Annotated in this window: 26 protein-coding genes, 1 tRNA gene and 1 pseudogene; 6 read left to right on the forward strand and 22 right to left on the reverse strand. The window is 68.9% G+C overall.

The features are described from left to right. The 3 genes from ACGG9C_RS16045 to ACGG9C_RS16055 all read right to left on the reverse strand — a co-directional run. On the reverse strand, positions 1 to 1184 hold a 1184-nt coding region (locus tag ACGG9C_RS16045), incomplete at its 3' end, for an acetyl-CoA C-acetyltransferase (RefSeq protein ID WP_194385077.1). Next, positions 1181 to 1864 carry a 3-oxoacid CoA-transferase subunit B gene (locus ACGG9C_RS16050; RefSeq protein ID WP_390178897.1) on the reverse strand — a complete coding sequence of 228 codons (684 nt, stop codon included), beginning with the start codon at positions 1862 to 1864 and terminating at the stop codon, positions 1181 to 1183. The genes ACGG9C_RS16050 and ACGG9C_RS16045, both read right to left, overlap by 4 nt. Position 1865: 1 nt before the next feature. Beyond that, positions 1866 to 2642 carry a CoA transferase subunit A gene (locus ACGG9C_RS16055; protein WP_390178898.1) on the reverse strand — a complete coding sequence of 259 codons (777 nt, stop codon included), beginning with the start codon at positions 2640 to 2642 and terminating at the stop codon, positions 1866 to 1868. A gap of 77 nt (positions 2643 to 2719) precedes the next feature. Here ACGG9C_RS16055 and ACGG9C_RS16060 point away from each other — a divergent pair, with 77 nt between their 5' ends. Then, positions 2720 to 3544, forward strand: coding sequence for an IclR family transcriptional regulator (locus tag ACGG9C_RS16060; protein ID WP_390178899.1), 825 nt, complete (start codon positions 2720 to 2722; stop codon positions 3542 to 3544). A 124-nt stretch (positions 3545 to 3668) separates the two neighbouring features. On the opposite strand, the gene ACGG9C_RS16065 is transcribed toward ACGG9C_RS16060, so the two are convergent. The 10 genes from ACGG9C_RS16065 to ACGG9C_RS16110 form a co-directional block, all read right to left on the reverse strand. Continuing rightward, positions 3669 to 4571: an alpha/beta fold hydrolase gene (locus ACGG9C_RS16065; RefSeq protein WP_390178900.1), complete on the reverse strand. Its 903-nt coding sequence runs from the start codon at positions 4569 to 4571 to the stop codon at positions 3669 to 3671. Next, positions 4568 to 5320, reverse strand: a complete 753-nt coding sequence (locus ACGG9C_RS16070; RefSeq protein WP_071043105.1) for a 3-hydroxybutyrate dehydrogenase — start codon at positions 5318 to 5320, stop codon at positions 4568 to 4570. The genes ACGG9C_RS16065 and ACGG9C_RS16070 overlap by 4 nt, the downstream gene beginning before the upstream one ends. Beyond that, entirely contained in the window at positions 5313 to 5999 is a 687-nt protein-coding gene (locus ACGG9C_RS16075) for a TetR/AcrR family transcriptional regulator (RefSeq protein WP_390178901.1), read from the reverse strand. Before ACGG9C_RS16075 ends, ACGG9C_RS16070 begins: the two co-directional genes overlap by 8 nt. Next, positions 5983 to 7551 (reverse strand): class I adenylate-forming enzyme family protein, encoded by a 1569-nt coding sequence (locus ACGG9C_RS16080; RefSeq protein ID WP_286932882.1) that lies wholly within the window; start codon positions 7549 to 7551, stop codon positions 5983 to 5985. The genes ACGG9C_RS16075 and ACGG9C_RS16080 overlap by 17 nt, the downstream gene beginning before the upstream one ends. Next, positions 7548 to 8672 carry a branched-chain amino acid ABC transporter permease gene (locus ACGG9C_RS16085; RefSeq protein ID WP_390178902.1) on the reverse strand — a complete coding sequence of 375 codons (1125 nt, stop codon included), beginning with the start codon at positions 8670 to 8672 and terminating at the stop codon, positions 7548 to 7550. Before ACGG9C_RS16085 ends, ACGG9C_RS16080 begins: the two co-directional genes overlap by 4 nt. A 1-nt stretch (position 8673) precedes the next feature. Further along, positions 8674 to 9549: a branched-chain amino acid ABC transporter permease gene (locus ACGG9C_RS16090; protein ID WP_390178903.1), complete on the reverse strand. Its 876-nt coding sequence runs from the start codon at positions 9547 to 9549 to the stop codon at positions 8674 to 8676. Further along, positions 9546 to 10259 carry an ABC transporter ATP-binding protein gene (locus ACGG9C_RS16095; RefSeq protein ID WP_390178904.1) on the reverse strand — a complete coding sequence of 238 codons (714 nt, stop codon included), beginning with the start codon at positions 10257 to 10259 and terminating at the stop codon, positions 9546 to 9548. The genes ACGG9C_RS16090 and ACGG9C_RS16095 overlap by 4 nt, the downstream gene beginning before the upstream one ends. Then, positions 10256 to 11029 (reverse strand): ABC transporter ATP-binding protein, encoded by a 774-nt coding sequence (locus ACGG9C_RS16100; protein WP_390178905.1) that lies wholly within the window; start codon positions 11027 to 11029, stop codon positions 10256 to 10258. Before ACGG9C_RS16100 ends, ACGG9C_RS16095 begins: the two co-directional genes overlap by 4 nt. A gap of 18 nt (positions 11030 to 11047) precedes the next feature. After that, positions 11048 to 12253, reverse strand: coding sequence for a substrate-binding domain-containing protein (locus tag ACGG9C_RS16105; protein ID WP_390178906.1), 1206 nt, complete (start codon positions 12251 to 12253; stop codon positions 11048 to 11050). A gap of 271 nt (positions 12254 to 12524) precedes the next feature. Beyond that, positions 12525 to 12600 (reverse strand) — tRNA-Lys (locus tag ACGG9C_RS16110). Positions 12601 to 12720: 120 nt separating this feature from the next. On the opposite strand from ACGG9C_RS16110, the gene ACGG9C_RS16115 reads away from it, so the two are divergent. Together ACGG9C_RS16115 and ACGG9C_RS16120 are read left to right on the forward strand one after the other, a co-directional pair. Further along, the gene (locus ACGG9C_RS16115) at positions 12721 to 13533 is read left to right on the forward strand and encodes an inositol monophosphatase family protein (protein ID WP_194385482.1); all 813 of its coding nucleotides are present in this window, start codon (positions 12721 to 12723) and stop codon (positions 13531 to 13533) included. Next, entirely contained in the window at positions 13533 to 14123 is a 591-nt protein-coding gene (locus ACGG9C_RS16120) for a hypothetical protein (protein WP_194385066.1), read from the forward strand. The genes ACGG9C_RS16115 and ACGG9C_RS16120 overlap by 1 nt, the downstream gene beginning before the upstream one ends. A gap of 369 nt (positions 14124 to 14492) precedes the next feature. Here ACGG9C_RS16120 and ACGG9C_RS16125 read toward each other — a convergent pair whose 3' ends face one another. Continuing rightward, a complete protein-coding gene (locus tag ACGG9C_RS16125; protein ID WP_390178907.1) occupies positions 14493 to 15776 on the reverse strand; it encodes an LCP family protein in 1284 nt (427 codons plus the stop codon). Positions 15777 to 15953: 177 nt separating this feature from the next. On the opposite strand from ACGG9C_RS16125, the gene ACGG9C_RS16130 reads away from it, so the two are divergent. Then, a complete protein-coding gene (locus tag ACGG9C_RS16130) occupies positions 15954 to 16781 on the forward strand; it encodes a formate/nitrite transporter family protein (protein WP_071043089.1) in 828 nt (275 codons plus the stop codon). Positions 16782 to 16808: 27 nt separating this feature from the next. Here the strand turns inward: ACGG9C_RS16130 and ACGG9C_RS16135 are convergent, their stop codons facing one another. After that, positions 16809 to 17375 (reverse strand): hypothetical protein, encoded by a 567-nt coding sequence (locus ACGG9C_RS16135; RefSeq protein ID WP_390178908.1) that lies wholly within the window; start codon positions 17373 to 17375, stop codon positions 16809 to 16811. A 113-nt stretch (positions 17376 to 17488) separates the two neighbouring features. Here ACGG9C_RS16135 and ACGG9C_RS16140 point away from each other — a divergent pair, with 113 nt between their 5' ends. Next, positions 17489 to 17827, forward strand: coding sequence for a hypothetical protein (locus ACGG9C_RS16140; RefSeq protein ID WP_194385063.1), 339 nt, complete (start codon positions 17489 to 17491; stop codon positions 17825 to 17827). Positions 17828 to 17835: 8 nt separating this feature from the next. On the opposite strand, the gene ACGG9C_RS16145 is transcribed toward ACGG9C_RS16140, so the two are convergent. The 4 genes from ACGG9C_RS16145 to ACGG9C_RS16160 form a co-directional block, all read right to left on the reverse strand. Next, the gene (locus ACGG9C_RS16145) at positions 17836 to 18498 is read right to left on the reverse strand and encodes an HAD family hydrolase (RefSeq protein ID WP_194385062.1); all 663 of its coding nucleotides are present in this window, start codon (positions 18496 to 18498) and stop codon (positions 17836 to 17838) included. Positions 18499 to 18594: 96 nt separating this feature from the next. Beyond that, on the reverse strand, positions 18595 to 19509 hold the full coding sequence (locus ACGG9C_RS16150; protein ID WP_071043083.1) for an NADP-dependent oxidoreductase: 915 nt from the start codon (positions 19507 to 19509) through the stop codon (positions 18595 to 18597). A gap of 32 nt (positions 19510 to 19541) precedes the next feature. Then, positions 19542 to 19883: a hypothetical protein gene (locus ACGG9C_RS16155; protein ID WP_071043081.1), complete on the reverse strand. Its 342-nt coding sequence runs from the start codon at positions 19881 to 19883 to the stop codon at positions 19542 to 19544. A gap of 53 nt (positions 19884 to 19936) precedes the next feature. Continuing rightward, the gene (locus tag ACGG9C_RS16160; RefSeq protein WP_071043079.1) at positions 19937 to 20713 is read right to left on the reverse strand and encodes an alpha/beta fold hydrolase; all 777 of its coding nucleotides are present in this window, start codon (positions 20711 to 20713) and stop codon (positions 19937 to 19939) included. A gap of 67 nt (positions 20714 to 20780) precedes the next feature. Between ACGG9C_RS16160 and ACGG9C_RS16165 the strand changes: the two genes are divergently transcribed. Next, the gene (locus ACGG9C_RS16165) at positions 20781 to 21461 is read left to right on the forward strand and encodes a PhzF family phenazine biosynthesis protein (RefSeq protein ID WP_194385061.1); all 681 of its coding nucleotides are present in this window, start codon (positions 20781 to 20783) and stop codon (positions 21459 to 21461) included. 537 nt (positions 21462 to 21998) lie between these two features. Here ACGG9C_RS16165 and ACGG9C_RS16170 read toward each other — a convergent pair. The 3 genes and pseudogenes from ACGG9C_RS16170 to arfB form a co-directional block, all read right to left on the reverse strand. Next, positions 21999 to 23502 (reverse strand): annotated as a pseudogene (locus ACGG9C_RS16170) (IS1634 family transposase). A 276-nt stretch (positions 23503 to 23778) separates the two neighbouring features. Next, positions 23779 to 24804, reverse strand: coding sequence for an NADPH:quinone reductase (locus ACGG9C_RS16175; protein WP_194385060.1), 1026 nt, complete (start codon positions 24802 to 24804; stop codon positions 23779 to 23781). A 70-nt stretch (positions 24805 to 24874) separates the two neighbouring features. Further along, entirely contained in the window at positions 24875 to 25312 is a 438-nt protein-coding gene (arfB, locus tag ACGG9C_RS16180) for an alternative ribosome rescue aminoacyl-tRNA hydrolase ArfB (protein ID WP_071043385.1), read from the reverse strand. Positions 25313 to 25353: the final 41 nt, after the last annotated feature.

Consider the following 25353-nt stretch of genomic DNA (forward strand, 5'->3'; position numbering starts at 1 on the left):
CAGCGCGTGAGGATGAGGGCGTCGCCCTGGCCGCCGCCACCGCAGAGGGCCACCGCGGCGGTACCGGAACCGCGCCGCAGCAGCTCGTGGACGGCATGGACGACGAGGCGATTGCCGGAGGCTCCGATCGGATGCCCGATGGCGATGCCGCCGCCGTGGGGATTGACGACGTCGTCCGACAGGCCGAGCTCCGCCTGGGAGCGCGCGACGACCGCGCCGAACGCCTCGTTGATCTCGGCGATGTCGAGATCCGTCGGTGCGATCCCCTGCTTGGCGCACGCCTTCTCGATCGCGCGTGCCGGCTGGGCGTGGAGGGAATTGTCGGGGCCGGCGACCTGACCCGATGCACCGACGACGGCGAGCACCTTCCAGCCGTTCTCATCGGCATGCGAGCGGGTGGTGAGCACGACGGCCGAGGCGCCGTCGGAGATCTGCGACGCGTTGCCGGCCGTGATGGAACCGCCCTCGGCGAACGCCGGGCGAAGCTTCGCCAGAGAATCGACAGTCGTCTCGGGACGCACCCCCTCGTCGCGGTTCACGACGAGCGCGTCTCCCTTGCGCTGGGGGATCTCCACCGGCACGATCTCGTGCTCGAACACGCCGGCCTCGTGTGCGGCGGCGGCCCGCTGATGCGAGCGCGCGGCGACGGCGTCCTGCACCTGTCGCGTGAGACCGAGTCGGTCGTTGTGGCGTTCGGTCGACGCGCCCATGCTCTCTTCGTCATACGCGTCGGTGAGCCCGTCGTACGCCATGTGGTCGAGCACTTCGACCGATCCGTACGCCCAGCCGTTCCGCGAGCCCATCATCAGATGCGGTGCGCGGGTCATCGACTCCATGCCGGCGGCCACGACCACGGTCGCGTCGCCGAGCGCGAGCATGCGGGCGCCGTCGATGACGGCGGTGAGTCCGGACAGGCAGACCTTGTTCACGCTCGCGGCATGCACATCCCACCCGATTCCCGCGGCGATCGCCGCCTGCCGGGCGGGGTTCTGCCCCGCACCGGCGGGGAGCACCTGCCCGACCAGCACCGCGTCGACCGCGTCTGCGGGTACGCCGCCCCGCTCGAGCGCACCGCGGATGGCGGTCGCACCGAGCTGCACGGCGGTGAGGGGGGCGAGCCGGCCCTTGAGACGACCCTGCGGGGTGCGGGCGGCGGCGACGATGACGATGTCGTCGGGGATCATGAGGTGCTCCCTTCGAGAGCGGGATCGACGGCGACGGCGGTGAGCGCGTCGGAGATGTGCAGCGTCGGCTCGGTGGCCGCGACGACGTCGGCGACCTCGACCCCCGGGGCGACTTCGATCAGAAGGAGCCCGTCGTCGGTGACGTCGATCACGGCGAGGTCGGTGATGATGCGGTCGACGACCCCGCGCCCGGTGAGGGGCAGCGAGCACTCGTCGACGATCTTGGCGGACCCGTCTTTGGCGACGTGTTCCATCAGCACGATCACCTTTCCGGCACCGTGCACGAGGTCCATCGCTCCGCCGGGGCCCTTGACCATCTTGCCGGGGATCATCCAGTTCGCCAGATCCCCCGTTCCCGAGACCTGCATCGCGCCCAGGATCGCGGCGTCGATCTTTCCGCCGCGGATCATTCCGAAGCTCGTCGCCGAGTCGAAGAAGGCGGTACCCGGCAGAGTCGTGACGGTCTCCTTACCGGCATTGATGAGGTCGGGGTCGACAGCGGCTTCGGTCGGATAGGGCCCCACCCCGAGGATGCCGTTCTCGGACTGGAGCACGACCGTGACCCCGTCCGACACATGGTTGGGCACCAGGGTCGGCAGACCGATGCCGAGGTTCACATACGAGCCATCGGCGAGTTCCTGAGCGGCGCGGGCCGCCATCTCGATACGGGTGAGGGCCATCTCACACCTCCTGTTCCGTGCGGACCGTGCGCCGCTCGATGCGCTTCTCGATATCCGTGCCGACCTCGACGAGGCGATGCACGAAGACGCCGGGAAGGTGCACCGCATCGGGATCGATGGCGCCGGGCTCGACCAGCTCCTCGACCTGCGCGATGCACACGCGGCCGGCCATGGCGGCGAGCGGATTGAGGTTGCGCGCGGCCTTGTTGAAGACGAGGTTGCCGTGACGGTCGCCGCGCAGCGCGTGCACGAGGGAGAAGTCCGTGCTGATCGCCTCCTCGAGCACGAAGTCCTTCTGCGAGCCGTTCACGGTGAAGCTGCGCACGTCCTTCGCCGGTGACGCCAGGGCGATGCCGCCGGCGCCGTCGTAGCGCTGCGGGAGTCCACCATCGGCGACCTGCGTGCCGACGCCGGTCTGCGTATAGAACGCGGCGATGCCGGATCCGCCCGCGCGCAGCTTCTCCGCGAGCGTGCCCTGCGGGGTCAGCTCGAGCTCGAGCTCGCCCGACAGGAACTGCCGTTCGAACTCCTTGTTCTCCCCGACGTACGACGAGGTCATCTTGCGGATGCGCTTGGCACGCAGCAGCACGCCGAGGCCCCAGTCGTCGACGCCGCAGTTGTTGCTCACGACGCTGAGGTCGCTCGTGCCCTGGGCCAGGAGCGCCTCGATGAGGGCGATGGGGTTTCCGGACAGTCCGAAGCCCCCCACCGCGAGCGATGCTCCGTCGGGGATGTCGGCGACAGCCTCGGCCGCCGATGGATATGTCTTGTCGATCACACGCACTCCTTCGTCGTCGCATCCATCCTCCCCCGGTGATCCGCGCGTCACCAGCGGGCTCTTGCGATGTGGATGCGATGGCGCGTACCGTCCACATCGTGGACACCCCGTCATCCCGTCGCGCGCAGGCGACCGTACCGGGCGCGCAGGCGATCGCGCGCGCTGCCGCGCTGTTGCGCCTGGTGACCTCTGCCGGAGCCGACGGCGCCGCGGTCGGCGACCTCGCCCGTCGAGCCGGCCTGACGCGACCGACCACGCATCGGCTCCTCACCGCCCTCGCCCACGAGGGGCTCGTCGACCACGACGAGGAGACCGGAAGATGGATGCCGGGCCCCGAGCTCTACCTCATGGGCTCGGTCGCCGCATCCCGCTACGACATCACCGCCGTCGGGCGCGACGTGGTTCGATCGCTCGCGGTGCGCACCGAGGAGAGCGCGTTCCTGTCGGTGCGCCGAGGCGACGAGACGGTGTGCCTGCTGCGAGAGGAAGGCAGCTTCCCCATCCGCTCGTTCGTGCTGTCGGAGGGCGTGCGTTTCCCCCTGGGGGTCGCGTCGGCGGGGATCGCCATCCTCGCATTCCTGCCGCACCACGATGTGGACGCATACCTGGCTCGACACCCCGAGATCGAGGCGTCGTGGGGACCGACCCACTCCCCCGACCGCATGCGCGCGAGACTGCAGGAGACGACCGCGCGCGGCTACGCCGTGAATCCGGGGCTGATCGTCGAGGGCAGCTGGGGCATGGGCGCGGCGGTCTTCGACCGTGAGGGCCACCCGCAGTGGGCGCTGAGCCTCACCGGTGTCGAGTTCCGATTCTCGGCCGATCGGCTCCCCGACCTCGGCCGCACTCTGCTCTCCCACGCGCACCAGCTCACGTCGCGCATCGCCGCCGCCCGCCGCTGACCCCCGCACGCGCCCCCGCGCATCCTGTCCATCGAGAAACCACTTCCGCCGCGAGAAACCACGCATTGCGGTGCGTCTCGCGCCCGACCTGGTTTATCGCCACCTCCGGGCCTCGCGAGAGGGGTCAGACGAGGGCGAGGTGGGACCGGAGGATGCGCGCGACGACGTCAGCGCCGTCATGTGACATGACGATCGTGTAGTGGTTGAATCCGTCCACGCGGCGATGATCGATTCCCGGATGCGCACGGAGCACCGCGTCGAGATGCGCCGCCGGGTAGAGCCCTGGCTCCTCGTTCTGCAGCCCCCGCGGCACGGTGACGAGCGTCGTCGGATGCGACAGCGAACGCAGCGCGTCGGGGAGGGTCGTGCCGGTGGTCATGTCCGCGGTGTCGTCACGCGTGACGGCGTATCCCGTGGCCGGACGGTGCCCCCCGTCGGCGGCCGGAACGAGGTCGTATGCGAAATAGTCGTCCAACCGCGGCTCCCAGGCGCCGGCGAAGGCGGGATGCTCGCGCCAGAACGCCAGGTACGCGGCTTCGTCGTCGAACCGCATCGACAGTCGGGCGGCGGTGGGGCCGAGCACGGCCGTCATCGTCTCATCCGGATCCATCCCGGTCGGAACGGCGAGCGGCAGCCCGCCGTCGACGAGCACCAGGCGCGACACGCGCTCCGGATGCCGGTGGGCGAAGACGATCGAGACGAAACCGCCCATGGAATGGCCCGCGACGATCGCCCGCGACACCCCGACGGCGTCGAGCAGCAGTTCCAGATCGTCCGCGTGCACGGCGAGACCGGCGGGTCCTGCCACGTCGTTGCTTCGTCCGCGTCCGCGCAGATCGGGCGCGATCACGCGCACGTCGGCGAGACGCTGAGCGACCCACGCCCACGCGAGGTGCGACGAGGTGACCCCGTGCACGGCGAGGATCGTCGGCGTCTCGGCGGTGGCACCAGCCGGCTCCCATACCGCGGCGTGCAGCGAGCCGCCGGGCACCGCGACGTCGACGGTGCGGTGCGTCTGCACGCTCATCGGGCGGTCCATCCACCGTCCATGGTGTACGACGCGCCGGTGACCATGCCCGCGTCCGGCCCGGCGAGCCACGCGGCCAGCGAGGCGACCTCGTCAGGTTCGATGAGACGCTTCACGGCCGACTCGGTCAGCATGATCTTCTCGACCACCTCCGACTCCTCGATTCCGTGGATGCGGGCCTGGTCGGCGATCTGCTTCTCCACGAGCGGGGTGCGCACGTAGGCGGGATTGATGCAGTTGCTCGTCACCCCGTGCGCGGCGCCCTCGAGCGCCGTGACCTTCGACAATCCCTCCAGGCCGTGCTTGGCCGACACGTAGGCGGACTTGTAGGCGCTGGCGCGCAGGCCGTGAGCACTGGAGACGTTGATGATCCGGCCCCAGCCCTGCTCGTACATGTGCGGCAGCGCGGCACGCACGAGCAGGAACGGCGCCTCGAGCATGAGGCGCAGCAACAGCCGGAAGTCGTCGGGTACCACCTCGGTGATCGGTGCGACGCGTTGGATGCCGGCGTTGTTGACGAGGATGTCGACGTCCGATCGCAGATCGTCAAGAGCGGTGGTGTCGGACAGATCGACCGCCCACGAGCTCCCGCCGAGGCGCTCGGCGACCTCGGCCGCAGCATCGCCGTTGAGGTCGGCGACCGTCACCTCCGCGCCACGGGCGGCGAAGGCCTCTGCACAAGCCAGGCCGATCCCGCTCGCGCCACCGGTGACCAGGGCCCGCTTTCCCGCCAGGGTCTGTTCAGGCATCCGTCGTTCCTTCCGTTCGGCCTCGGGGGGCGAGGGCGTTGTCGATGAAGCGCATCATCGCGTCGAACACATGCGCGTCGAGTTCTTCGGGCGGCACGCCGTCGGCGTCGCGCTCCCACAGCAGGAACCGCATCCCGATGAGTTCGCCCATGCCCATCAGCGCCCAGGCCGTCACGGTGGGATCGAGGCGGCGGTCGACGTCGCCGACCTGTTGCGCCGCCCGAAGGCCCTCTTCGTAGCCGTCGACGATGCGGGTGTAGTGCAGGTGCAGCGTGTCGGGTGAGACGAATTCGGCTTCGCGCACCACGCGGTAGAGGGCGGGGTGTGCGGCGGTGAAACGGAAGAAGCCCGCGAATCCGGCACGTTCGGCCTCGAGGCGACTGGATGCGCTGGCCATCGCCTCGCTCATCGAGTGGCGCACGCGGCGATTCAGGTCGATCACCAGAGCCTCGAAGACGGCCTGCTTGCTGTCGAAGTAGAGGTAGAAGGTGCCGAGCCCGATGCCGGCGCGCTCGGTGATCTTGACGATGGACGCCTCGTGGTACCCCTGCTCGGCGAAGACCTGCTCGGCGGCCTCGAGGACGCGTCGGCGGGTCGCCTCGCCGCGTTTGGTGAGTGGGCGCCCTGTCGCCTTCGACACGGCGGGCGCGTCCGGCTCGACGTCAGCGGGTGTGCTCACGCGACACCCCCTCCACCACGCGCACGGCCCGCTCACGCAGCCGCGCGCGGGCGATCTTGTCTATCGCCGACGTCGGCAGCGCGTCGACGAAGGCCACGGCGACCGGCACCTTGAAACCGGCGAGGTGGGTCTTCGCATGGGCGAGCACCTCATCGGCCGACAGCGTCGCACCGCGTCGGACGACGCAGAACGCCACGCCGCGTTCACCCCAGACCGGGTCGGGGACGCCGACGACGGCCGCGGCGGCGATGAGCGGATGCAGAACCAGGGCGCGCTCGACCTCGGCTGGTGCGACGTTCTCACCGCCGGAGATGTAGATGTCCTTCAGGCGGTCGACGATGGTGTGCACACCGTCGTCGTCGCGGTGGACGATATCGCCACTGCGCAACCACTCCCCAGCACGCGCTCGGGCCGTCGCGTCGTCGTCGAAGAGATACCCCGCGAAGACGCTGGGGCCGCGTACCCACAGCTCCCCCGTCCCGGCGCCGGCCAGTTCGAGACCTGTCTCGCGGTCGACGACGCGCACGTCCACGTGCGGATAGGGCCGCCCGACCGCACCAGGATGCGCGCGCGCGTCGGTCTCGGACAGGTGCAGCACATTCGGCCCCGCCTCCGTGAGCCCGTATCCCTGCGTGAGGGCGACGCCGCGCGCGGCCCAGCTCTCGCGCACCGCGCGAGGGACGGTCGCGCCGCCGACCAGTGCCAGCGTGAGTGCACTCAGGTCGACGTCGTGCCAGCCGGGATCCGAGGCGAGCATCGCATACTGGGTGGGCACCCCCATCATGGCTGTGACGCGCCGCTGAGACAGGAGCTGAAGCGCGCGGGCAGGCTGGAATGCACGCTCGAGCACGACCGTCGCCCCGACCCACCAGGCCAGCAACGGCTGGCAGTTCCACGCGGCGACATGGAACTGCGGCAGCATCGCCAGCACGACGTCGCTGCTCGTCAGCGGCAGGGCACCGGCAAGCGCCATGTTGTTCCAGAAGCAGTTGGTGTGGGTGAGTACGACCCCCTTGGGCGCCGCCTCCGAACCGGACGTGAAGATCACCAGGAGCGGATCATCGTCGCGGACCGCGCGTTCCGCGCCGGGCCTCCCGGCTCGAGGCAGGTGCGTCTCGACCGCACCGGCACCGAGCAAGACCATGGCGGGCGCCTCTGCGACGGTGCGGAGCGCTTCGTCGGCCAGGACGACGTACTCGTCGTCGACGAGGAGCAGATCGGGGTCGCTGCGACGCAGGAGCCCGCCGACCTCGCCCGGGGTGAGCCGCCACGACAGCGGCACGAACGCGACACCGGCCAACGCGCATCCGAAGAACGCCACGACGTGATCGGCGGAGTTGCCCGAGATCGTCGCGATGCGATTCCCCGGTCCGTACCCGGCGCGGCGCAGCGACGCGGCCAGCGCGGAGGCCCGGCCCGCAAGCGTGGCATAGTCGATCGTCACGCCGCGGTCGTCGATGGCGATCGCGTGCGGCGACTGCGCGGCGCGATCGGTCACCCAGCGCCCGACCGTGTGGACGCCGGCGGACTCGATCGGCGACGCCGTGCTCATGCGCGCACCTCGACGGGGTTCTCGGCCTGCGCGGCCGCATCGTCGATCTCCTCCAGCGGGCTCTCGTCGCGACCGGACCGCCGCCGTCGACGGAACAGCTTGTCGACGGTGCCGGCGATGCCACCCGGAAGGAACATCACCACGAGGATGAAGAGAGCACCGAGGAGGAACAGCGGCTCCGACAGCGGGATGCGGAGGACGTCCGGGAGACCGGTGATCGCCTCGGATCCCGCGAGCACGGTGAGCCGCTGGTCGAGGAGCGTGTAGAGCACACCCCCCACAATGGCACCCCATCGGAACCCGAGGCCGCCGAGGACGACCATGACGAGGATCGTGATGGTGAGGTCGGCCGAGACGGCGCGGGGCACGGTGCCGGACTGCAGCAGCATGTAGGCGATGCCCGCGAGGCTCGCCAGCACCGCGGCGATGACGAAGACGGTCAAGCGCACCGTGAAGGGCGACAGCCCCAGCACCCGAACGCGCTGCTCGTTCTCGCGGGTCGCACGGGCGAGGTGTCCGAGACGACTCTTGTCGACCCACAACGCGACGAGGTAGACGACCACGAGGATCGCGAGGGTCAGCCAGTAGAGGTTGCGGGTGTTGACGACGCCGACCAGCGCATCGGGCACCAGGTCGGTGTTCAGCCCGAGGCCTTCTTCACCACCGGTGATGTCGGAGTTGCGGCGCACGAGCACCGAGCCCGCCTGCGCGAAGGCGAGGGTCACCATGGCGAACGGAATGCCGGAGACCCGCATCGACACCGCACCGGTGGCCAGCGCGATCACCATGCCGCCGATGAGCGCGATGAACACCCCCGGCCACAGCGGCACACCGAGGTGTTCGAGGGCGATGCCGAGGCCGTACGCGCCGGCGCCGAAGTAGAGCGCGTGGCCGAAGGACAGCATCCCGGATGTGCCGAGGAGCAGGTTGTACGAGAGGGCCAGGGCGGCGAACACCATGCACAGCGACAGCAGTGCGAGCGTGCCCGGCATGTAGGTGGGGGTGGGCAGGATGCCCGGCAGCGACAGATTGAGCATCGGCAGGACGGCCATGAAGGCCACCAGGACGACGCCGATGACGAGGGGGATGAACCGGCGCAGGCTCTTCGTGGAGCGTGACATGTCAGGCCCTCCTCCCCATGAGTCCGGTCGGTCGCAGCAGCAGCACCGCGGCCAGCAGGATCACGACGATGAAGTCCCCTGTGCCGTTGAGGTAGGTGTTGGCCACCTGCTGCAGCACCGCCACGAGCACCGATGCGATGGCCGCACCGGTGAGCGAGCCGAGGCCGCCGACCACGGTGACGATGAACGCGAAGATCAGCAGCGTCGCGCCCATGTGGGCCGAGACGTAGTTCGTGTAGTGCATCGCCATCACCCCGCCGATACCGGCGGCGGCCCCGCCGATGGCGAACACGAGAGTGAACGAGCGGCGCACGTCGATGCCGAGGGCGGTGACCATGGCGCGGTTCTCGACGCCGGCGCGGATGACCATGCCGTACCGGGTCTTCTGCAGGAACAGCACCAGCGCGAGAAGCACCAGCCCCGCCGCGACGATGAGCACCCAGTACTTGTTGGGGATGCGCGCGCCGAGGATCTCGGTGGTCTGGGTCAGCCACGGCGGTCCGGCGATGGTGATCGCATCGGTGCCCCACATGCCCTCGAACAGGGCCACAGCGGCCAGCGAGAGGCCGACGGTGACGAGCACCTGTTCGATGTGCCTCTCGTAGAGCGGGCGGATGAGCAACAGCTCGGTGAGGGTCGCGAACACGGCACCGACGACCGCGCCGACGACGATCGACAGCAGGAAGGATCCCCACGAGGCGGTGCCGAGCGCCTGCGCAACGAACCACCCCATGAAGGCGCTGAGGGTGAGGAATGCCCCGTGTGCGAAGTTCAGCACGTGCATGAGGCCGTAGATGAGGCTCAGACCGCTGGCGACGAGGAAGTAGAGGGCGCCGAGTCCGACGCCGGTGACGAGGGTGAGGACGAGGGTGCTCATGCGTGGGCCTCCGCGTGCACACCCAGCAGGCGCTTGGTCAGCTCGTCGTCGTCGAGGATCTCGGCGGCCGATCCGGTGTGCACGACGCGTCCGGCGCCGATCACGACGGCGGAGTCGGCGAGTCGTCGAACAACCTCGAGGTTCTGCTCGACCAGCAGGATCGGCACGACCTTCGCCGCTTCGTGCAGCGCCTCCGCGACTTCGTCGACGATCCGCGGTGCAAGCCCCTTGGTGGGCTCGTCCACGAGGAGGAGGGCGTTGTCGTTGATGAGGGCGCGTGCGACCGATACCATCTGCTGCTGTCCGCCCGAGAGCGTGCCGGCCGGCTGATCGCGGCGTTCGACGAGGTCGGGGAAGAGCTCGGCGACGAACTCGCGGCGCGGGTTCTTCTGCCGCTCCGCGAGCGCGAGGTTCTCGGCGACGGAGAGCTTGGCGAACACCTCGCGGTCCTCCGGCACGTAGCCCACTCCCCGCTGGACGATCTTGTGGGTGGGCATCGTGTCGATGCGCGTACCGGCCAGGGTGACGGTGCCGCGTCGCTGGATGAGGCCGAGGATGCCGCGCAGCGTGGAGGTCTTGCCGGCGCCATTGCGGCCCAGGACGGCGGTGATGCCGGTGGCGGGCAACTCGAAGGAGACGTCTTCGACGACCTGCTGCCCCGCGATTGAGCACCGCAGGTGTGCGACGGTGAGGATGGGTGCGGCGCTCATGCGGCGCTCCCCAGGTACGCCTGCTGCACGACGGGGTCCGCCATGACCTTCTGCGGCGTGTCGTAGGCGATGATGCTGCCGAAATACATGACGGCCACCTTCTCGACGAGGCCGAGCAGCACCTCGAGGTGATGTTCGACCATCAGCACCGTGCAGCCCTTGTCGGCCTGCATCGTGCGGATGTTGTCCACGAGCCCGGCGACGTCGCCGGAGGCGACACCGGCCATCGGTTCGTCGAGAAGCACGATGTCGGCCTGGGTGGCGAGGATCACCGCGATCTCGAGCTTGCGCTTGTCGCCGTGCGAGATGTCACCGGCGAGGGCGGCGGCCTTGTGGTCAAGGCCGACGGTGCGCAGCTTCTCGTGCGCGATCTCGACGGCGCGATCGGCTCGTCGTGGGAAGTGCAGGAGCGAGCCCGACCCGCCTCGCGCTGCTTGCGCTGCCAGCCGGACGTTCTCGAGCACGCTCAGCTGCGGAAACAGGCTCAAGGTCTGGAAGGTGCGCCCCAGTCCCGCCCGAGCCCGGGCCGGCACGGACATCGAGGTGATGTCCTTCCCGTGCATGAGCACGCGGCCTGCGGTGGGCTTGACGAGTCCGGAGATCACGTTGAAGAGCGTGGTCTTGCCGGCGCCGTTGGGGCCGATGACCCCCACGAACGATCCGGCGGCGACATCGAGCGCGACGTCTTTGAGGATCGTCGCTCCCCCGATCTGCAGACCGAGGTTCTCGACGCGGATGGCGGACTCCACGGGCGGGACGGGTGCGTTCATCGTCGCTGCTGCCTCGCCTTACTCTGCTTCGGCGGGTGCGACGGCGTCGGCGTCAACCGTCTCGATGAGCTCGGGCACGAAGGCGTCGCCGTCGGCGAGCAGGCGCACCTGGTACATCTCCTGGAGGAGGGCGTGGTCGCTTTCGCGCACCGTCATGGTGCCCTTGGGGCCTTCGAAGGTGAAGCCTTCCAGAGCGTCGATCATGCCGTCGACCTCGCCGCCGCCCTCGGCGATGGCCTGGACGATCATGACGGCCGCGTTGAAGCCGTCGGGGCTGAACAGGTCGGGCGTGCCGCCCTCCGCCTCGATGTACTCCACCATCGCCGCGTTGACGTCGTTGTCGGGTCCACCCGGGAAGTAGTGGTTGAGGAAGTTGATCTGCTCGGATGCCTCGCCGTACGCGCCGAAGGTGGCCGCATCGCCGAGGCCGGTCACGACCGGGATCTCCTCGAGGACGCCCTGCTGGCTCATCGCCTGCCACATCGCCCCGCTGGTGGCACCGGCCCACGCGACGAACACGAGGTCGGGGTCGCCGGCGAGCACCTGCTGCGCGAAGGGCGTGAACTCGGTGATGTCCTCGGCCACGAGCACCGAGTCGACCTCGGCCCCCTGGGCGCCGAGGATGGCGGCGACGGCCGCTTCGTTGCCCTGCCCGAAGGCGGTGTCCTGCGCGAAGACGGTGACCTTCATGCCGTCGAGGTCGTCGAGGAAGGTTCCCGCCGTCGCGACGTCCTGCGCGCTCTGCCGGCCCGAACGGAACGTGTAGTCGTTGATGCCCGTGACCGCGTCCGCGGCAGCAGGCCCGGAGATGTAGAGGACCTGGTTCTGCTCGGCCTGCTCTGCCACGGCGAGGGCGACACCGGAGGAGACGGTTCCGGCGAGGATGTTCACGCCCGACCCGATGAGCTCCTTCACCGCGGTGACGGCCTTGTCGGGGTCGCCGCCGTCGTCGCGGTACTCCACGTTGATGGCCGTGCCGTCGACTTCCATCTTGCCGTCGGTGGCCCAGTCGAGGCCGGCCTTGAAACCGTCGAGGTACTGTTCGCCGTAGCCGGCGAGAGCACCGGTTTCGCTGGTGACGATGCCGACGGTGACCTCGCTCGCGGCGCCGTCGTCACCCGAGGCGTCGCCGCCCTCGGTTCCGGCCTGCGGTGCGCAGGCCCCCAGGACGAGGGCGCCCGCGGCGACCGCGGACCCCAGGAGGAACTTCTTCGTACTCCGCATGTGCGTGCCTTTCGCCATTGAGAAGGGTGCATGACCTGAAAGCTCATTCAGGTCCCGGGAACACCTAAACATGAGACCTCATTCAGGTCAAGCACCGCGCATCCCTCGACGCCGGTCTTGCCTCGAGAAACCCCGATTGCCGCGAAACATCGCGCATCGCGGTGTTTATCGTGCATTGCGGGGTTTCTCGTCGAGCCGTCAACCGCGTAAACCGGCCGACGGAACGACGAAGCCCCGGGATGCGGTGGCATCGTCCGGGGCTTCGAGGAGGTGGTGCGCCCCCAGGGACTTGAACCCTGAACCCACTGATTAAGAGTCAGTTGCTCTGCCGATTGAGCTAGAGGCGCGGAATCGATTCGCCGGATATTCCTGGGCGAACCGAGGGTCAACGTTACCATCACGATCCTCACATCTGAAATCGAGGAAGGTATCGGCCGCTTATCCTTGAGATCGTGCCTTCCCCCGACATGTCGTCATCGCCCGCGCGCGCCGAGCCCGCCGACCTGGAGCTCGCGCTGCGCATCGCGGACGCGGCCGACGCGGTCACCATGGCACGATTCGACGCGGCCGATCTCGACGTGCAGCTGAAGCCGGATCACTCGCATGTGACCGAAGCCGACCTGGCGACCGAGCGTGCGATCCGCGGGATCCTCGCCGCCGAGCGCCCGGATGACGGCGTCTACGGCGAAGAGTTCGGCGTCACCGGCGACAGCACGCGCCAGTGGATCATCGACCCGATCGACGGCACCGCGAACTACCTCAAGGGCATCCCGATGTGGGCGACCCTCATCGCGCTCGCAGTCGACGGCGTACCCACCGTGGGCGTCGTCGCCCAGCCCGCGCTCGGGCGGCGCTGGTGGGGCGCGACCGGGCACGGCGCGTGGACGAACTCCCCCGCCGGCGACCGCCGCATCCGGGTGTCGGATGTCTCGGACGTGTCGGAAGCAAGCGTCAGCTTCCAGTCGATCGGTCAATGGCGTGACTATGGTCGTCTCGATGCCCTCGAGCGGGTGACGAGCGCCGCCTGGCGAGACCGTGGTTACGGCGATGCGTGGCCCTACATGCTCCTCGCGGAGGGACGGCTGGAATTCGTGGCCGAGTTCGACGTGAAGCGGTACGACATCGCCGCCCTCATCCCGATCGTGCGCGAGGCCGGGGGCGAGTTCACCGACATCGACGGCGGCGACGACCTCGACGCCCTGTCGTCGCTGGCCACCAACGGCCGCCTGCACCGCCCGTTCCTCGACCTCATCCACGACCGCCTTCCGGAGACCCCCTGATGCCTCTGCCCCGCGCCCGCGCCGGCCTGCTCGTCGCTGTGACCGTCGCATCGCTGACGCTCGCGGCCTGCAGTACGACCCCCGAGACCGTCGTCACCGAAGATGCGCTTCCGTCACCGAACGCGACCTCTCCGGAGCCGACGGCGACCGCCGAACCGTCGGAGGACTCGGCCGAGCCCGTCTCGGCGGAGACACCGACGTGCGAGGGGATCATCCCCGCGTCGCTGATCGCGGAATTCGAAGCGGAGGGATGGTCGGTCGAGGAGGACGTCTTCCGTGTCGCGGGCATCGAACTCGCCGACGGCGTGCAGTGCCTGTGGGGCGACTTCACCATCGCGAGCGACCATGTGCAGCTGTTCGGATGGGCTCCCATCACGAGCGAGCAGTCGGGCACCGCTCAGGGGGAACTCGTCGCCTCAGGGTGGCACAGCGAACAGGACGCCCGTGGCGTGATCGTCACAGAGAGCGCGGACACCGCCGTCGCGACGGACGACGAGGGGTACGGTCTGACCTACCTCTTCGGAGACGGCTGGGTGAAGTGCGCCGACACCAAGCAGAGCATCGCCCTTGTGGAGTGGCCGCGGGACTGATGAGAACGTGAAGAACCCTCCGATCCGAAGATGTCGGACAGGAGGGTTCTTCGCACAGGAGCGAGAAGTCGCTCAGGTGGCGGCCCCGTGGTTGATGACGTGCAGCCAACGACCGAAAGACGTGTCTTCGCTCTCCACCGTGACCTCGGGCACGTGGGTGCTTTCTTCTGTCGTCATAGAGACCCCCTTTGTTATGCGGTTCCCTTACTGTGCACCATGCCGCCTTCGCAAGACATGCCCTTGACAGAAGTTGTAACAGTTTGAGAGCGGTTTCTTATGCCCGTCGCCAGAATCGCCGTTCTTAACGCTGCCGTCGCAGAGACGACGCGCGATTCGATCGCGTGGCGGATCGCCGTTCGTCCCACCCGGTCACCCCTCTGGCACCGTGCAGGTGACCTGCTCCGCCGTCGTTCCCGCGACCGTCGACGGCAGTGCCACAGCCGTCTCGGTCGGGCCGGGAGCGGACCCGCCGGTCGCTGACGTCGACGGGTCGGGCGTGGGTTCGGGCGACGTCGTGCCGGTGGCATCCTCTCCCTGCACGACGACGCCGTCACCCTGGGATGCCTCGCCGGTGAGCTCGATCGGCTCGTTCGCCCGGATGGCCGCGAAGACGGCCTCGGCCGTCTCGGTGAGGGGCAGCACGAGGTTGTTGTCGGGGTTCCCGCTCGGCGCGTAGCTGGTGGGGTACTGCACGAAGACGATGTCGTCCATCGGCACGTCTTTCAGCGCCATCGCGATCTGCACCATTCGCGTCGGGTCTGCGAGGCCCTCATCCAGCACGAGTTGCCCGCTGTTGATCTGTTGCATCGCGGTGGTCGCGAGGCTGAACAGGGTCGTGGGATCGCGCAGGGTGTCGTCGTCCTGCAGCTTGCGCATGAGCGATGACATGAACTGCTGCTGATTCGAGATGCGGGCGAGGTCGGACCCGTCGCCGATTCCGTGACGGATGCGCAGGAACTGCAGCGCCTGCTCACCCTGCAGCGTGTGCGTTCCGGCGGTGAGCTGCAGGCCGGTGTGACGGTCGCTGATGTCGCCGGCGACGCAGACCTCGACCCCGCCGAGGGCGTCGGACATGTGGATCACGCCGGTCCACCGGATCGCGCCGGCGAAGTCGATGTTCATGCCGGCGAGATTCGACACGGTGAGCGCGGTGCAGGCCAGCCCGCCGTAGCCGTAGGAGGCGTTGATCGGCATCTGCGTCATCGCGGAGTAGCGCCCGCCGTCGTCGGCGGGACACGACGGGATCTCGACGAGCATGTCGCGCGGGAATGACACGACCGTGACGCGTCGCGGTTCGTCGCTGATATTGACGAGCATCGTGACGTCGTTGCGTTCGAGCCCGTCGTCGTCGATCCCGCATCGCGGGAACAGCCGAAGGTCCTGGCCCTCGCAGGAGTCGGTGCCGACGAGCAGAAGGTTCACACCCCCTTCGATCTCGCCGATCGTCGGGGGAAGCGGGGCGTCGCGTTCCAGGGTGACGGCGGTTCGCTGCAGCGTGGCCGTGGAGTCCCACAGCGCGAAGGCCGAGACCGACAAGCCGGAGACGGCGACGATCGCCACGAGCACTCCGACGATGGTGAGCATGCTCCGGGAGGGCCGCGGCGAGGACAGCTCCCCATGGCGTGCCACCGTGTTGCGCCGTCGTGCGGCCATGCGTCTCCTCCAGCGTCGACGCCCGCTCCGTCGGTCGTCGACGTCGTTCCCCTCACGCTAGACGCTGGTGACCGCCCGATCCACCTTCCGCTCCGCACTCGCCCGACGCCCGCTCGCACGGGGGCGTCCTGTGGTCAAGTCCCCACATGCTCGGCCGCGCCCGGCCAGGATGGACGCATGCGAGACGATCACGAGCGGCGCGCCGACGAACGCCGGCGAGACGGCGACAACGAGGGTCCCGTCGAGGAGGAGCTCGAGCTGGAGTTCGAAGACGTCGTCGGCGAGGGCGCGGAGCGACTCCACCGCACCTTTCGCGCCACGACCGTCACCGGGTTCCTCGGCGGCATCGAAGTCGGCGTGGGCGTGCTGGCCTACATCGGCGTCCTCTACGCAACGGACGACCAGCTGCTCGCGGGTCTCGCGTTCAGCATCGGCCTCATCGCCCTGCTCATGGCGCACAGCGAGCTGTTCACCGAGAACTTCCTCATGCCGATCGCAGCCCTCATCGCCCGCGAAGGAACGATCGGCCAGTTGCTGCGACTGTGGAGCGGCACCCTGCTCGCGAACCTCGCCGGCGGCTGGCTCGTCATGGCGATCATCGTGCTCGCCTTCCCCGAGTGGCACACGGTGCTGGAGGAAACGGCGCACCACTTCCTGGATGCTCCCCTCGACTGGCGCTTCGTGATGCTGTCCGTGCTCGGCGGTGCGGTCATCACACTGATGACCCGCATGCAGGAGGGGACGGACTCGGAACCGGCCAAGATCGTCGCAGCGGTCGCCGGCGGCTTCATCCTGGCCGGCTTCCAGCTGTTCCACTCGATCCTGGACTCGCTGTTCGCCTTCGGTGCGATCCTGAGCGGCGCCGAGATCACCTACCTCGACTGGCTGCTGTGGTTCCTGCCGGTGCTGGTGCTGAACCTTCTGGGCGGGCTGCTGCTGGTGACCGTGCTGCGCATCGTGCGGGAGGGCGAGCTCTTCACGCTCCGCCGGCAGAACCGAGACTGATCCCTCGCATGCGGCGCCTCTGTGCCTCTACGGCTCGACGTCGACGTACCAGGGGCACTCTTCCGGACCCTCCGCGTTCGGTTCGATCTGCCGCAGATGCTCCAGGCATCCCCCCAGCACCGGCACCTGCACGGTGACGGCCTCAGCGACGTCGGTTTCGAACGTCACGGGGATGGTTCCGCCGGGATCAGCGTCCAGCGGGTCGATGAGAGGCGGGTCGTCCAGGCTGTCGCGCGCGCCGTAGCTGACGGTGCTGTCGGCCGCCACATCGATGCGAAGGGTGTCCTGCACGGGATCGCCGACGTAGACCGTCATCGAGCGCTCCTGGTCGCTGTTGTTCACGACGGCGGCGACGAGGTTCCCCCGCGTGCCGTCGTCGTTGGCGACGACGAGGACGTTGCGCACGGCCACGTCTCCCAGACCCTCGACGTTGACTCCGTCGCCCGCCGAGGAGCGGTACTCGTTCTCGTCGACGAAAAAGCTGCACGCGCTGGTGCCTGCGACCACAGCCGCCAGGAGCATGATCACGCCTGTCAGGCGTGTCCTCGCACGGTCGCGCGCACGGATTCCGGTGGTCTTCTCTCGTTCACGCATGAGGCCATCGTCACCAGCTGCACGGCGACGGTGAAGGGGTTGCATCAGCGACGCCCGTCGTTCTCGTTCCCGGATCCGGCCCAGCGCGGATCGGGCCGGGTTAGCCTGCCCCTGTGACCGCCGCGCCCCGCTCCCGCATCGGGATCTTCACGCGAGCGCTGCTCGCCGGTGGCATCGGCGTCACCGTGGTCGCTCTCACCGCGACCGTGACAGCGAGCATGAGCGACGATGTCGACGGGATGCGCGGGGCCGGCGTCTTCATCGTGTCGGGCCTCACCTTCACCGCGGCCGGGCTCGTGATCTCCGCGGTCGCCACCCACGGGGCGGAGTTCATCCACGCCGTGGTCGAGGCGGGGACCATCCGCCGATCGCACACGCCGTCGAACGACGAAGACACCGCGGCGCCTGGAAACGACCCGGAGTCCGACGACCCGCCCCGCCCGAGCGCCTGACCGCGCGCTCAGCGCGTCGATCGTGCGAGGGGTCCGCCGTCGAGGTTCTCGTGAAGTTCGACCAGCGACTCGTACACCCGGAACGCACCGGCCTCCCGGAGTTCCGCTTCGGAGAAACCGCCGGTGCGCACGGCGATCGTGGGTACGTCGAGCTTGCCGGCGGCGACCGCATCCCACACCGAATCGCCGATCATCACGCCGGACGCGCCGTCGACCTTCTGCAGCGCGACGCCGACGAGGTCCGGCTCGGGCTTGGTCGCATCGACGTCGTCGGATGTCGTCCACGCGTCGGCGACCTCGCGCCCGCCGAGCAGGTCGAGGAAGTGCTCCACGTGCGCCTTCTGACCGGAGCTGGCGAGCACGAGGCGGAAGCCACGGGACGCGACCTCGTCGATCAGGGCACGAGCCCCCTCGAAGGGCTGGATCTCATCCAGCATCGGCTCGAACTCCTCGGTCCACGCCGCGCGAAGCTCGTCGCCGTGCGCCTTCTCGACGTCTTCACCGGCGATGGCGGTGACGAGGTTGTCGCCGCCCATGCCGATCGCGCGATGGATGCGCCACACGGCGGGAGTGATGTCATACCGCCGGAACGCGCGGTACCACGCGAGTGCGTGCTGATAGTTGGTGTCGACGAGGGTTCCGTCGACGTCGAAGATCGCGGTGTCGGCCATGGGCTCCTCCGGGGATGCGGGTGCGTCGAACCTCGCCAGCCTCTCAGCCGGAGGCAAATCGGCCGGAGGGGTTGCGCTGGGCGCGATGTCGCGACATCAGGGGATCACGACGATCTTTCCGGGCGCGTGCGACGACTCCACTGCCGTGAACGCGGCGACGATGTCGTCGAGCGGGAACGTCTGCGCGACCGGAAACGCGAGCTCACCCGAAGCGATGCGGTCGAGCAGCATGGCGAAGTTCTCCGACGTGCGGGCCGCGCGCTCGACGTTCGGCACGCCCAGCTCATCGAGGGCCGCATACGCCGCGATCGCGGTCATCCGTTCGGTGGGCACGCCGAGGCTGATGCCGATGTCGAGCGCGTCGCGCCCGTGGCAGTCGATCACGGCCGTGATCGTGCCGTGCGCGGCGACCCGGTCTCCGGCGCCTTCGCCGTACTCGACGGGCTCCGCACCGAGGGAGCGGATGAGCTCGGCGTTGGCCCGGGATCCCGTTCCGATCACCCGCGCACCGGCCGCAACGGCGAGCTGACACACGACCGTGCCCACCGCACCCGAGGCACCCCCGACGAGCAGCGTGTCGTCGAGGCCGACGGGAACCGTCGTCACGCACGACACCGCCGTGAGGCCCGCGACCCACAGCGAGCCGGCGACTTCCACCGGCACATTCTCCGGTCGCCGGGCGAGCGCGGATGACTTCGCCAGCGTCCGCTCCGCGATGCTTCCGGGACCGCTGCCCGCCACCTCGTCTCCCACCTCGATCGGTGTGCCGTCGGCGTAGGCCGCTCCCTCCCCGACCGCTTCGACCGTGCCGGCGAGGTCCGATCCGATGCGCCGCGGGAAGGCCGTCTTCAGCGTGATGAAGCCGCTGCGCACCTTGGCGTCGTAGGGGTTCACGCCGGCGGCGCGAATGCGCACCGCAACCTGGCCCGGGCCGGGCGCGGCATCCGCCACCTCACTGACGTGGAGCACCTGGGGTGCTCCGACCTCGTCGTACATCACGGCACGGCTCATGGCGACCTCCTCCTTGCGGTGGTTCCGCCAGCCTACGGTCGCCCGTGCCGCTCCTTCTCGTTGCGCGAGATCCGGCTGTTGACGACCATGATCACGATCGCTGCGGGCAGCAGGAACGCGACGATCAGCAGGCCGGCCAGCCACCCGAGACCTGGCCCTTCCCACGTCGCCGAACGGGTGATCGCCCACATGACGACCCCAAGCAGCACGAGCACGATACCGATGCCACGCAGCACCGCCATCCACGGCTTCTCGCCCTCGGGCTGCTTCGACCACGGGATCACCGTGCCGGGGTTCGATCGCGCGTACGCGATCACTCCTCCGGCGTAGCAGGCCGCTCCGATGACGGCGAGGACGATCCAGAGCGTTTCCATCCCGCCAGCATCCCGTCGCGGGGTCTCCCACGCAACCACGGGCGTATGATCCCTCACCCCGCCGCGGCGGCGAACTCCCTCATGCGGGCGACGAAGCGCTCGGGTTCGGCGAGGTGCGGGTAGTGCGTCGCCTGCCACACCTCGTAGGAGGTGCTCGGGATGCGCTCGCGCAGCCACGCGACATAGTCCGGCCCGGGGTCGAGCCCGGCGATGACGAGATAGGGCACATTCGGCGGCACCGCGACGGTTTCGTCGACGGTGACGGCCAGTTCCTCGGGAGTCTGTGTGAGCATCGGAGCCCACACGCCGAGCACGACCTCCCGCCGAGGGGTGCGCAGCCGGGCGAGCCGCTTGTTCTCCGCCTTCGGGAGGGGTCCCTTCATCGAGCGGAAGAGTCCGCTCACGAGGAGCGGGAACAGCGGGCTCCTCAGCAGCGGTTCCATCTTCTTCACACGCTCCTGCATGTCGCCGAGAGCGAGCGGCTGGTCGATGTTGACGACGCCGCGGGTGGGATACGTGGAGCCGTACGCGGTGGCGATGATGCCGCCCATCGAGTGTCCGACCACGATGGGCACCGCGCCCGGGCGCACGGCCTCGACGGTCGCGTGCACGTCAGCCGCGAGGGTGAGTGGATCGAACGGCGCCTGGAGGGCTGATCGGCCGTGACCGCGCACATCGACGCGGAGCACCTCGAAGTCGGCGGTGAGATCGATGGGGTCCCACACGGCGCGGTTCTCGGTGATGCCGTGGATGAGCACGAGCAACGGGCCGGAACCGGCGATGTCGTGAGCGAGGACGAGTGGAGCGGCGGTGTCGGGTGCGCCTGTCATGAACCAAAGGTAGAGGCGTCGGTGTCAACGCGTCACGCGACGCTCTCGACCCTGCAAGAATCGCGGGATGAGTCTGATGGTGAATGTCGTCAACGTGTTCGTCGATGACGACGGCGAGCACGGCAATCCTCTGGGAATCGTGTGGGCGTCACCGCAGACGAAGAAGCGCGAGCAGGACATCGCCACCGACCTCGGTTTCAGCGAGACGATCTTCATCGACGCCGTCGACGACGGCACGGTCACGGCGCGGATCTTCACCCCGTCGCGGCAGTTGCGCTTCGCCGGGCACCCCGTCGTCGGACTCGCGGCATGGCTGCGGAGCACGGATGAAGACGTCAAGGAGATCGACGTTCCCGCCGGCAGCGCCCGGGTGCGTTTCGACGGCGATCGGGTGTTCGTCAACGCTCTGCCCCAGTGGTGCCCCGAGTTCACCTTCACCCAGCTCGATGAGGCGTCCGAAGTGACCGCCGTCGACCCCGACGCCTATTCCTTCGGGGCCAATTACGTCTGGGCGTGGATCGATCGTGAGGCCGGCACCGTGCGTTCCCGCATGTTCGCACCCGACCTCGGCATCCGCGAAGACGAGGCGACCGGCGCGGCCGCCGTCCGCCTGACGGCGGAACTCGGTCGAGACCTCGACATCACCCAGGGTCTCGGATCGCGGGTCTACACCCACGCGCGCTACCTGGGTCAGCAGGTCGAGGTCGGCGGACGCGTGTCGGACGCACGGCTCATGGAGCTGACCTGAAGCTGACCCGCGGGTTCGTTTGCTCCGCACTCCCACTCAAGCTCGCGCATGCGTGCTCGCCGAACCTCGGGCTAAGATCCGGGAATGCGGATCGTCGTCTCGGGGACGCACGCGATCGGCAAGAGTACGCTCATCGGAGACTTTGCCGCGTCGCATCCAGAGTACGAAGTACTTCCCGATCCTTTCGAGCTGGTCGACACGGCCGCGGATGAGCCCGACGCATCGACCTATCTCGCGCAGCTTCGCCTCTCCGCGGACCGTCTCGTCGAGCTCTCGCCCGCTGATCGAGTCATCGCGGAACGCGGCCCCCTCGACTTCCTCGCCTACCTGGCCGCGATGGACCATCTGCGCCGCATTCGCCTCCAGGAGGAGGTTCGCATACGTGCCGCCGCTCTCATCGCGCAGGCGATGTGCGCGGTCGACCTGCTCGTGGTGCTCCCAGCGACGGGGTATGACGACTTTCGAGCCCCGGAAGACGAGGACCCCGAACTTCGTCAGGCGATGAACGACGCGCTGCTCGACCTGAGTCGTGCCAAGTTAGTGCCCCGCGGCGGTGAGGATGGCGTGGGCGTCGGGGCCGGGTGGGGTGGTGGCGGTGATCTCGTTGCCGGCGATGCTGATGGTGATGTCGCGGAGGGGCCGCAGAGCGCGGATGATCTTGCGGATGGTGACCCCGGTGGTGTCTTGCAGGTGGCGTGAGATCGCGAGGGCGGTGAACACGATCGTGAGGTGCGCGTGGATCGAATCGGCCTCGTGATGGAACATCGGCCTGGCGCGTAAGTCGGTCTTCGCCATCCGGAAGGACCGTTCGACCTGGAACAGGTCGTGGTAGGCCGCGACGACCTCGTTCCCGGTGAGGCGGGCAGCGGGAATGTTGCTGACGTAGCCTTTCAAGCCGGCGAGCTGGCGGGCGCGGTCCACGAGCGTCTGATCGACGCTGGGGCGGGTTCCGGTCAGCTTCACGAACCGGTCCTTGCGCAGCGGCCGGGTGCCGTCGGCGATCTTCTGCGCCTTCTCGACCTGCTTGTTCAGCGTGTAGTTGTCTCGCCGGTCCCTCTTGTAGGAGTAGTGGTAGACCACCCGCCGCTCCCGGGCGTTCGCCCCGGTCCCCATGACGCGCTTGGATTCCATGGTCTCGCCGTCGTGGAGGACCCCGCCGTGCTTGTCGAAGTGGTCGGCGAGGTCGTAGGGGGCCTTGCTGATCCGGGACCCGACGATGAACGAGAACCCGGCATCCTCGAGCGCGTTCAGATTCGACGCGGACAACATGCCGGCGTCGGCGACCACGACCACGTCATCGACCTGGTGGCGGTCCTGGAACGTGCGCAGCACCGGCAGCAGGGTGAGGGTCTCGGCGGTGTTCCCGGTGAACTCGTGGACCTCGAGCGGGAACCCGCCGGCGGTGACGAGCATCCCGACCAGGATCTGCGGGTCCACCCGCCGTTCCTTGCTCATCCCCACCTTCCGGAGCGCGTCCTCGTCCTCGGCCTCGAAGTAGAGGGTGGTGACGTCGTAGAGCACCAGCTTCAACGCCCCACCGCAGGTCGCATGGGCGTAGGCCGCGGCGGCAAGCTTGTCCCGCCAGTCCTGCTCGACGCAGCGAGCGAGGGTCCGCCAGATCGTCCGTAGCGACGGCGCCGGAACACCAAGATCGTCGAGGACACGGATCGTGTCCGCCTTCGAGGTGGGCTCGACCACGCGGGCGAGGACGAGCTTCATGAACGTGTCATCATCGACCGCGGCGGCGAACCCGAGGACCCTGGTAGGTGGCCTCCAGCAGATCCCACAGCACCCGCGACCGGGAACCCGTCACAATCGGTGCGACCCCGGTCGGCGCGGTCGGGGTCAACGCGTCGAGATCGAACGCGAGCTGCCCGGCCGTGATCCGCTCCTTCGCGATACGGACCAGTGCCGCCAGCTGGGCGTCATCGTGCGCGGAACCGATGTGCTCCACGATCGTGCGGACCCCGCGATGCTTACGCGCGATCTGCACCGCCGTCGCCCCCGACGCGGTACGCACCTTCCGCACGAACAACCCCACCGACCGAGTCTAAATCGACGTCGTTAGTGCCCCCGCCGCGCACTAACACCCCCGGAAAATCAACGATCCCAGGCCACTGAGCCGCTGATCACGCGAAAGTGGCACGATTCAGGCCGGAAGACGAGGACCCCGAACTTCGTCAGGCGATGAACGACGCGCTGCTCGATCTGGTCGACGACTCAGACCTCCTTGCAGGCACAACCCTTGTTGAAATCGCCGGGCCCACGAGCTCTCGCTTGAATCGGGTGGAAGAAGCGCTACGGAACAGAGAACGATTCAGGCCTCGCCGCTGACCTCGATCAGCACCTTGCCGACGGCGCCCTGCTCGACGGCGTCGTGAGCGGCTGCCGTCTCTTCCAGCGAGAACCACGTCAACGGCAGCCCCGCCTCTTCGCCGACAGGCAGCGCCCCGTCGTATAGTGCGGCGGTGATGTCCTCGGCGGCGGCGCGCAGCGCATCCTCGCCGACGGTGTAGAGCAGAAGCCCCTGGGTGCGCACGTTCTTCGCAAAGGTCGGTCGCACCGGCAGGGTGGCCTGCTCGCCGCCGTTGTCGGCGTAGTAGGCGATGGAGCCGTGATTCGCGATGACCTGACCGTCGAGCTCCGCGTTCTCGGCGATCGAGACCTCCACGATGTGATCGATGCCGGCGGGGGCGAGCGCGCTGATCTGGTCGGCCGCGTCGGCGTCGCGGTAGTTCACGGTGTGGTGGGCGCCGGCTGCACGGGCGAGCGCGGCCTTCTCGTGGCTCGAGACGGTGGCGATGACCTCGGCTCCTGCCCACACGGCGAGCTGGATGGCGGCGTGTCCGACAGCCCCCGCTCCCCCGGCGACGAGCACGACGCGCCCTTCGAGCGAGCTCGGCGACAGGCGCGCCGGGCCGTTCTCGTGCACGGTGAGCGCGCGGTGGGCCGTCATCGCGGGAACGCCGAGACTCGCGGCCACGTCGAAGCCGATCCCATCGGGAAGCTTCACTGCGCGCGAGGCCGGTACGACCGTGTGCTCCTGCGCGGTTCCGGTCGGGCGCTCGTGCTGGGCGAGGTAGATCCATACCCGGTCGCCGACGGCGAGGTCGGTGACGCCGTCGCCGACCGCATCGATCACGCCGGCCCCGTCTTGATTGGGCACGACCTCGTCGAATCCGAGCGGCGCCGCGCTGCCGGCGCGAGCCTTCCAGTCCGTGGGGTTGACGCCTGAGACGGTCACGCGCACGCGCACCTCGCCCGCGCCGGGCGCGACGGGCTCGCGCTCGGCGAGCGTGAGGACGGAGGAGCTTCCGGTACCGGTGTAGACGATTGATCGCATACGGGTGCCAACCCGCCGGGCGCGGGCGACATTCCGATTCGCCGGTCGGATCGACCGCGCGCCGGCCTGCTCAGTCCGACGGCGGGCGGCGCAGCCGTTTCACGTCGGTGCGCTGCTTCTTGGCCTTGAGTCGACGTTCCTTCGCTCCTCGGCTCGGTTTCGTCGCCCGTCGAGCGGGGCCGGGCGGTCTCAGGGCGTCGGCGACGAGCGCGGCCAGACGGTCGCGGGCGGCATCGCGGTTGCGCAGCTGCGCACGATGCTCGGATGCGGTCACCGTCAGCACGCCGTCGACCAGGCGATGGCGCAGCCGATCGAGCATCCGTTCCCGCTGTCGCTCGGAGAGCGTGGTCGATTCGGCGACATCCCACAGCAGTTCGACCCGGGAGTCGGCGGTGTTGACGCCCTGCCCGCCCGGACCCGACGATCGCGAGAACCGCCAGGTCAGTTCGGACTCCGGGATCGTGAGGCGGTCATCGATCCGGAGCCCGGGGCGCTGGGCACTGGGCATGTCATCCATCTTCACCGCGATCTCCGACGGGCGCACCGTCT

The sequence above is a fragment of the Microbacterium sp. MTN4-26 genome (assembly GCF_042846595.1).
GTDB lineage: Bacteria > Actinomycetota > Actinomycetes > Actinomycetales > Microbacteriaceae > Microbacterium > Microbacterium luteum.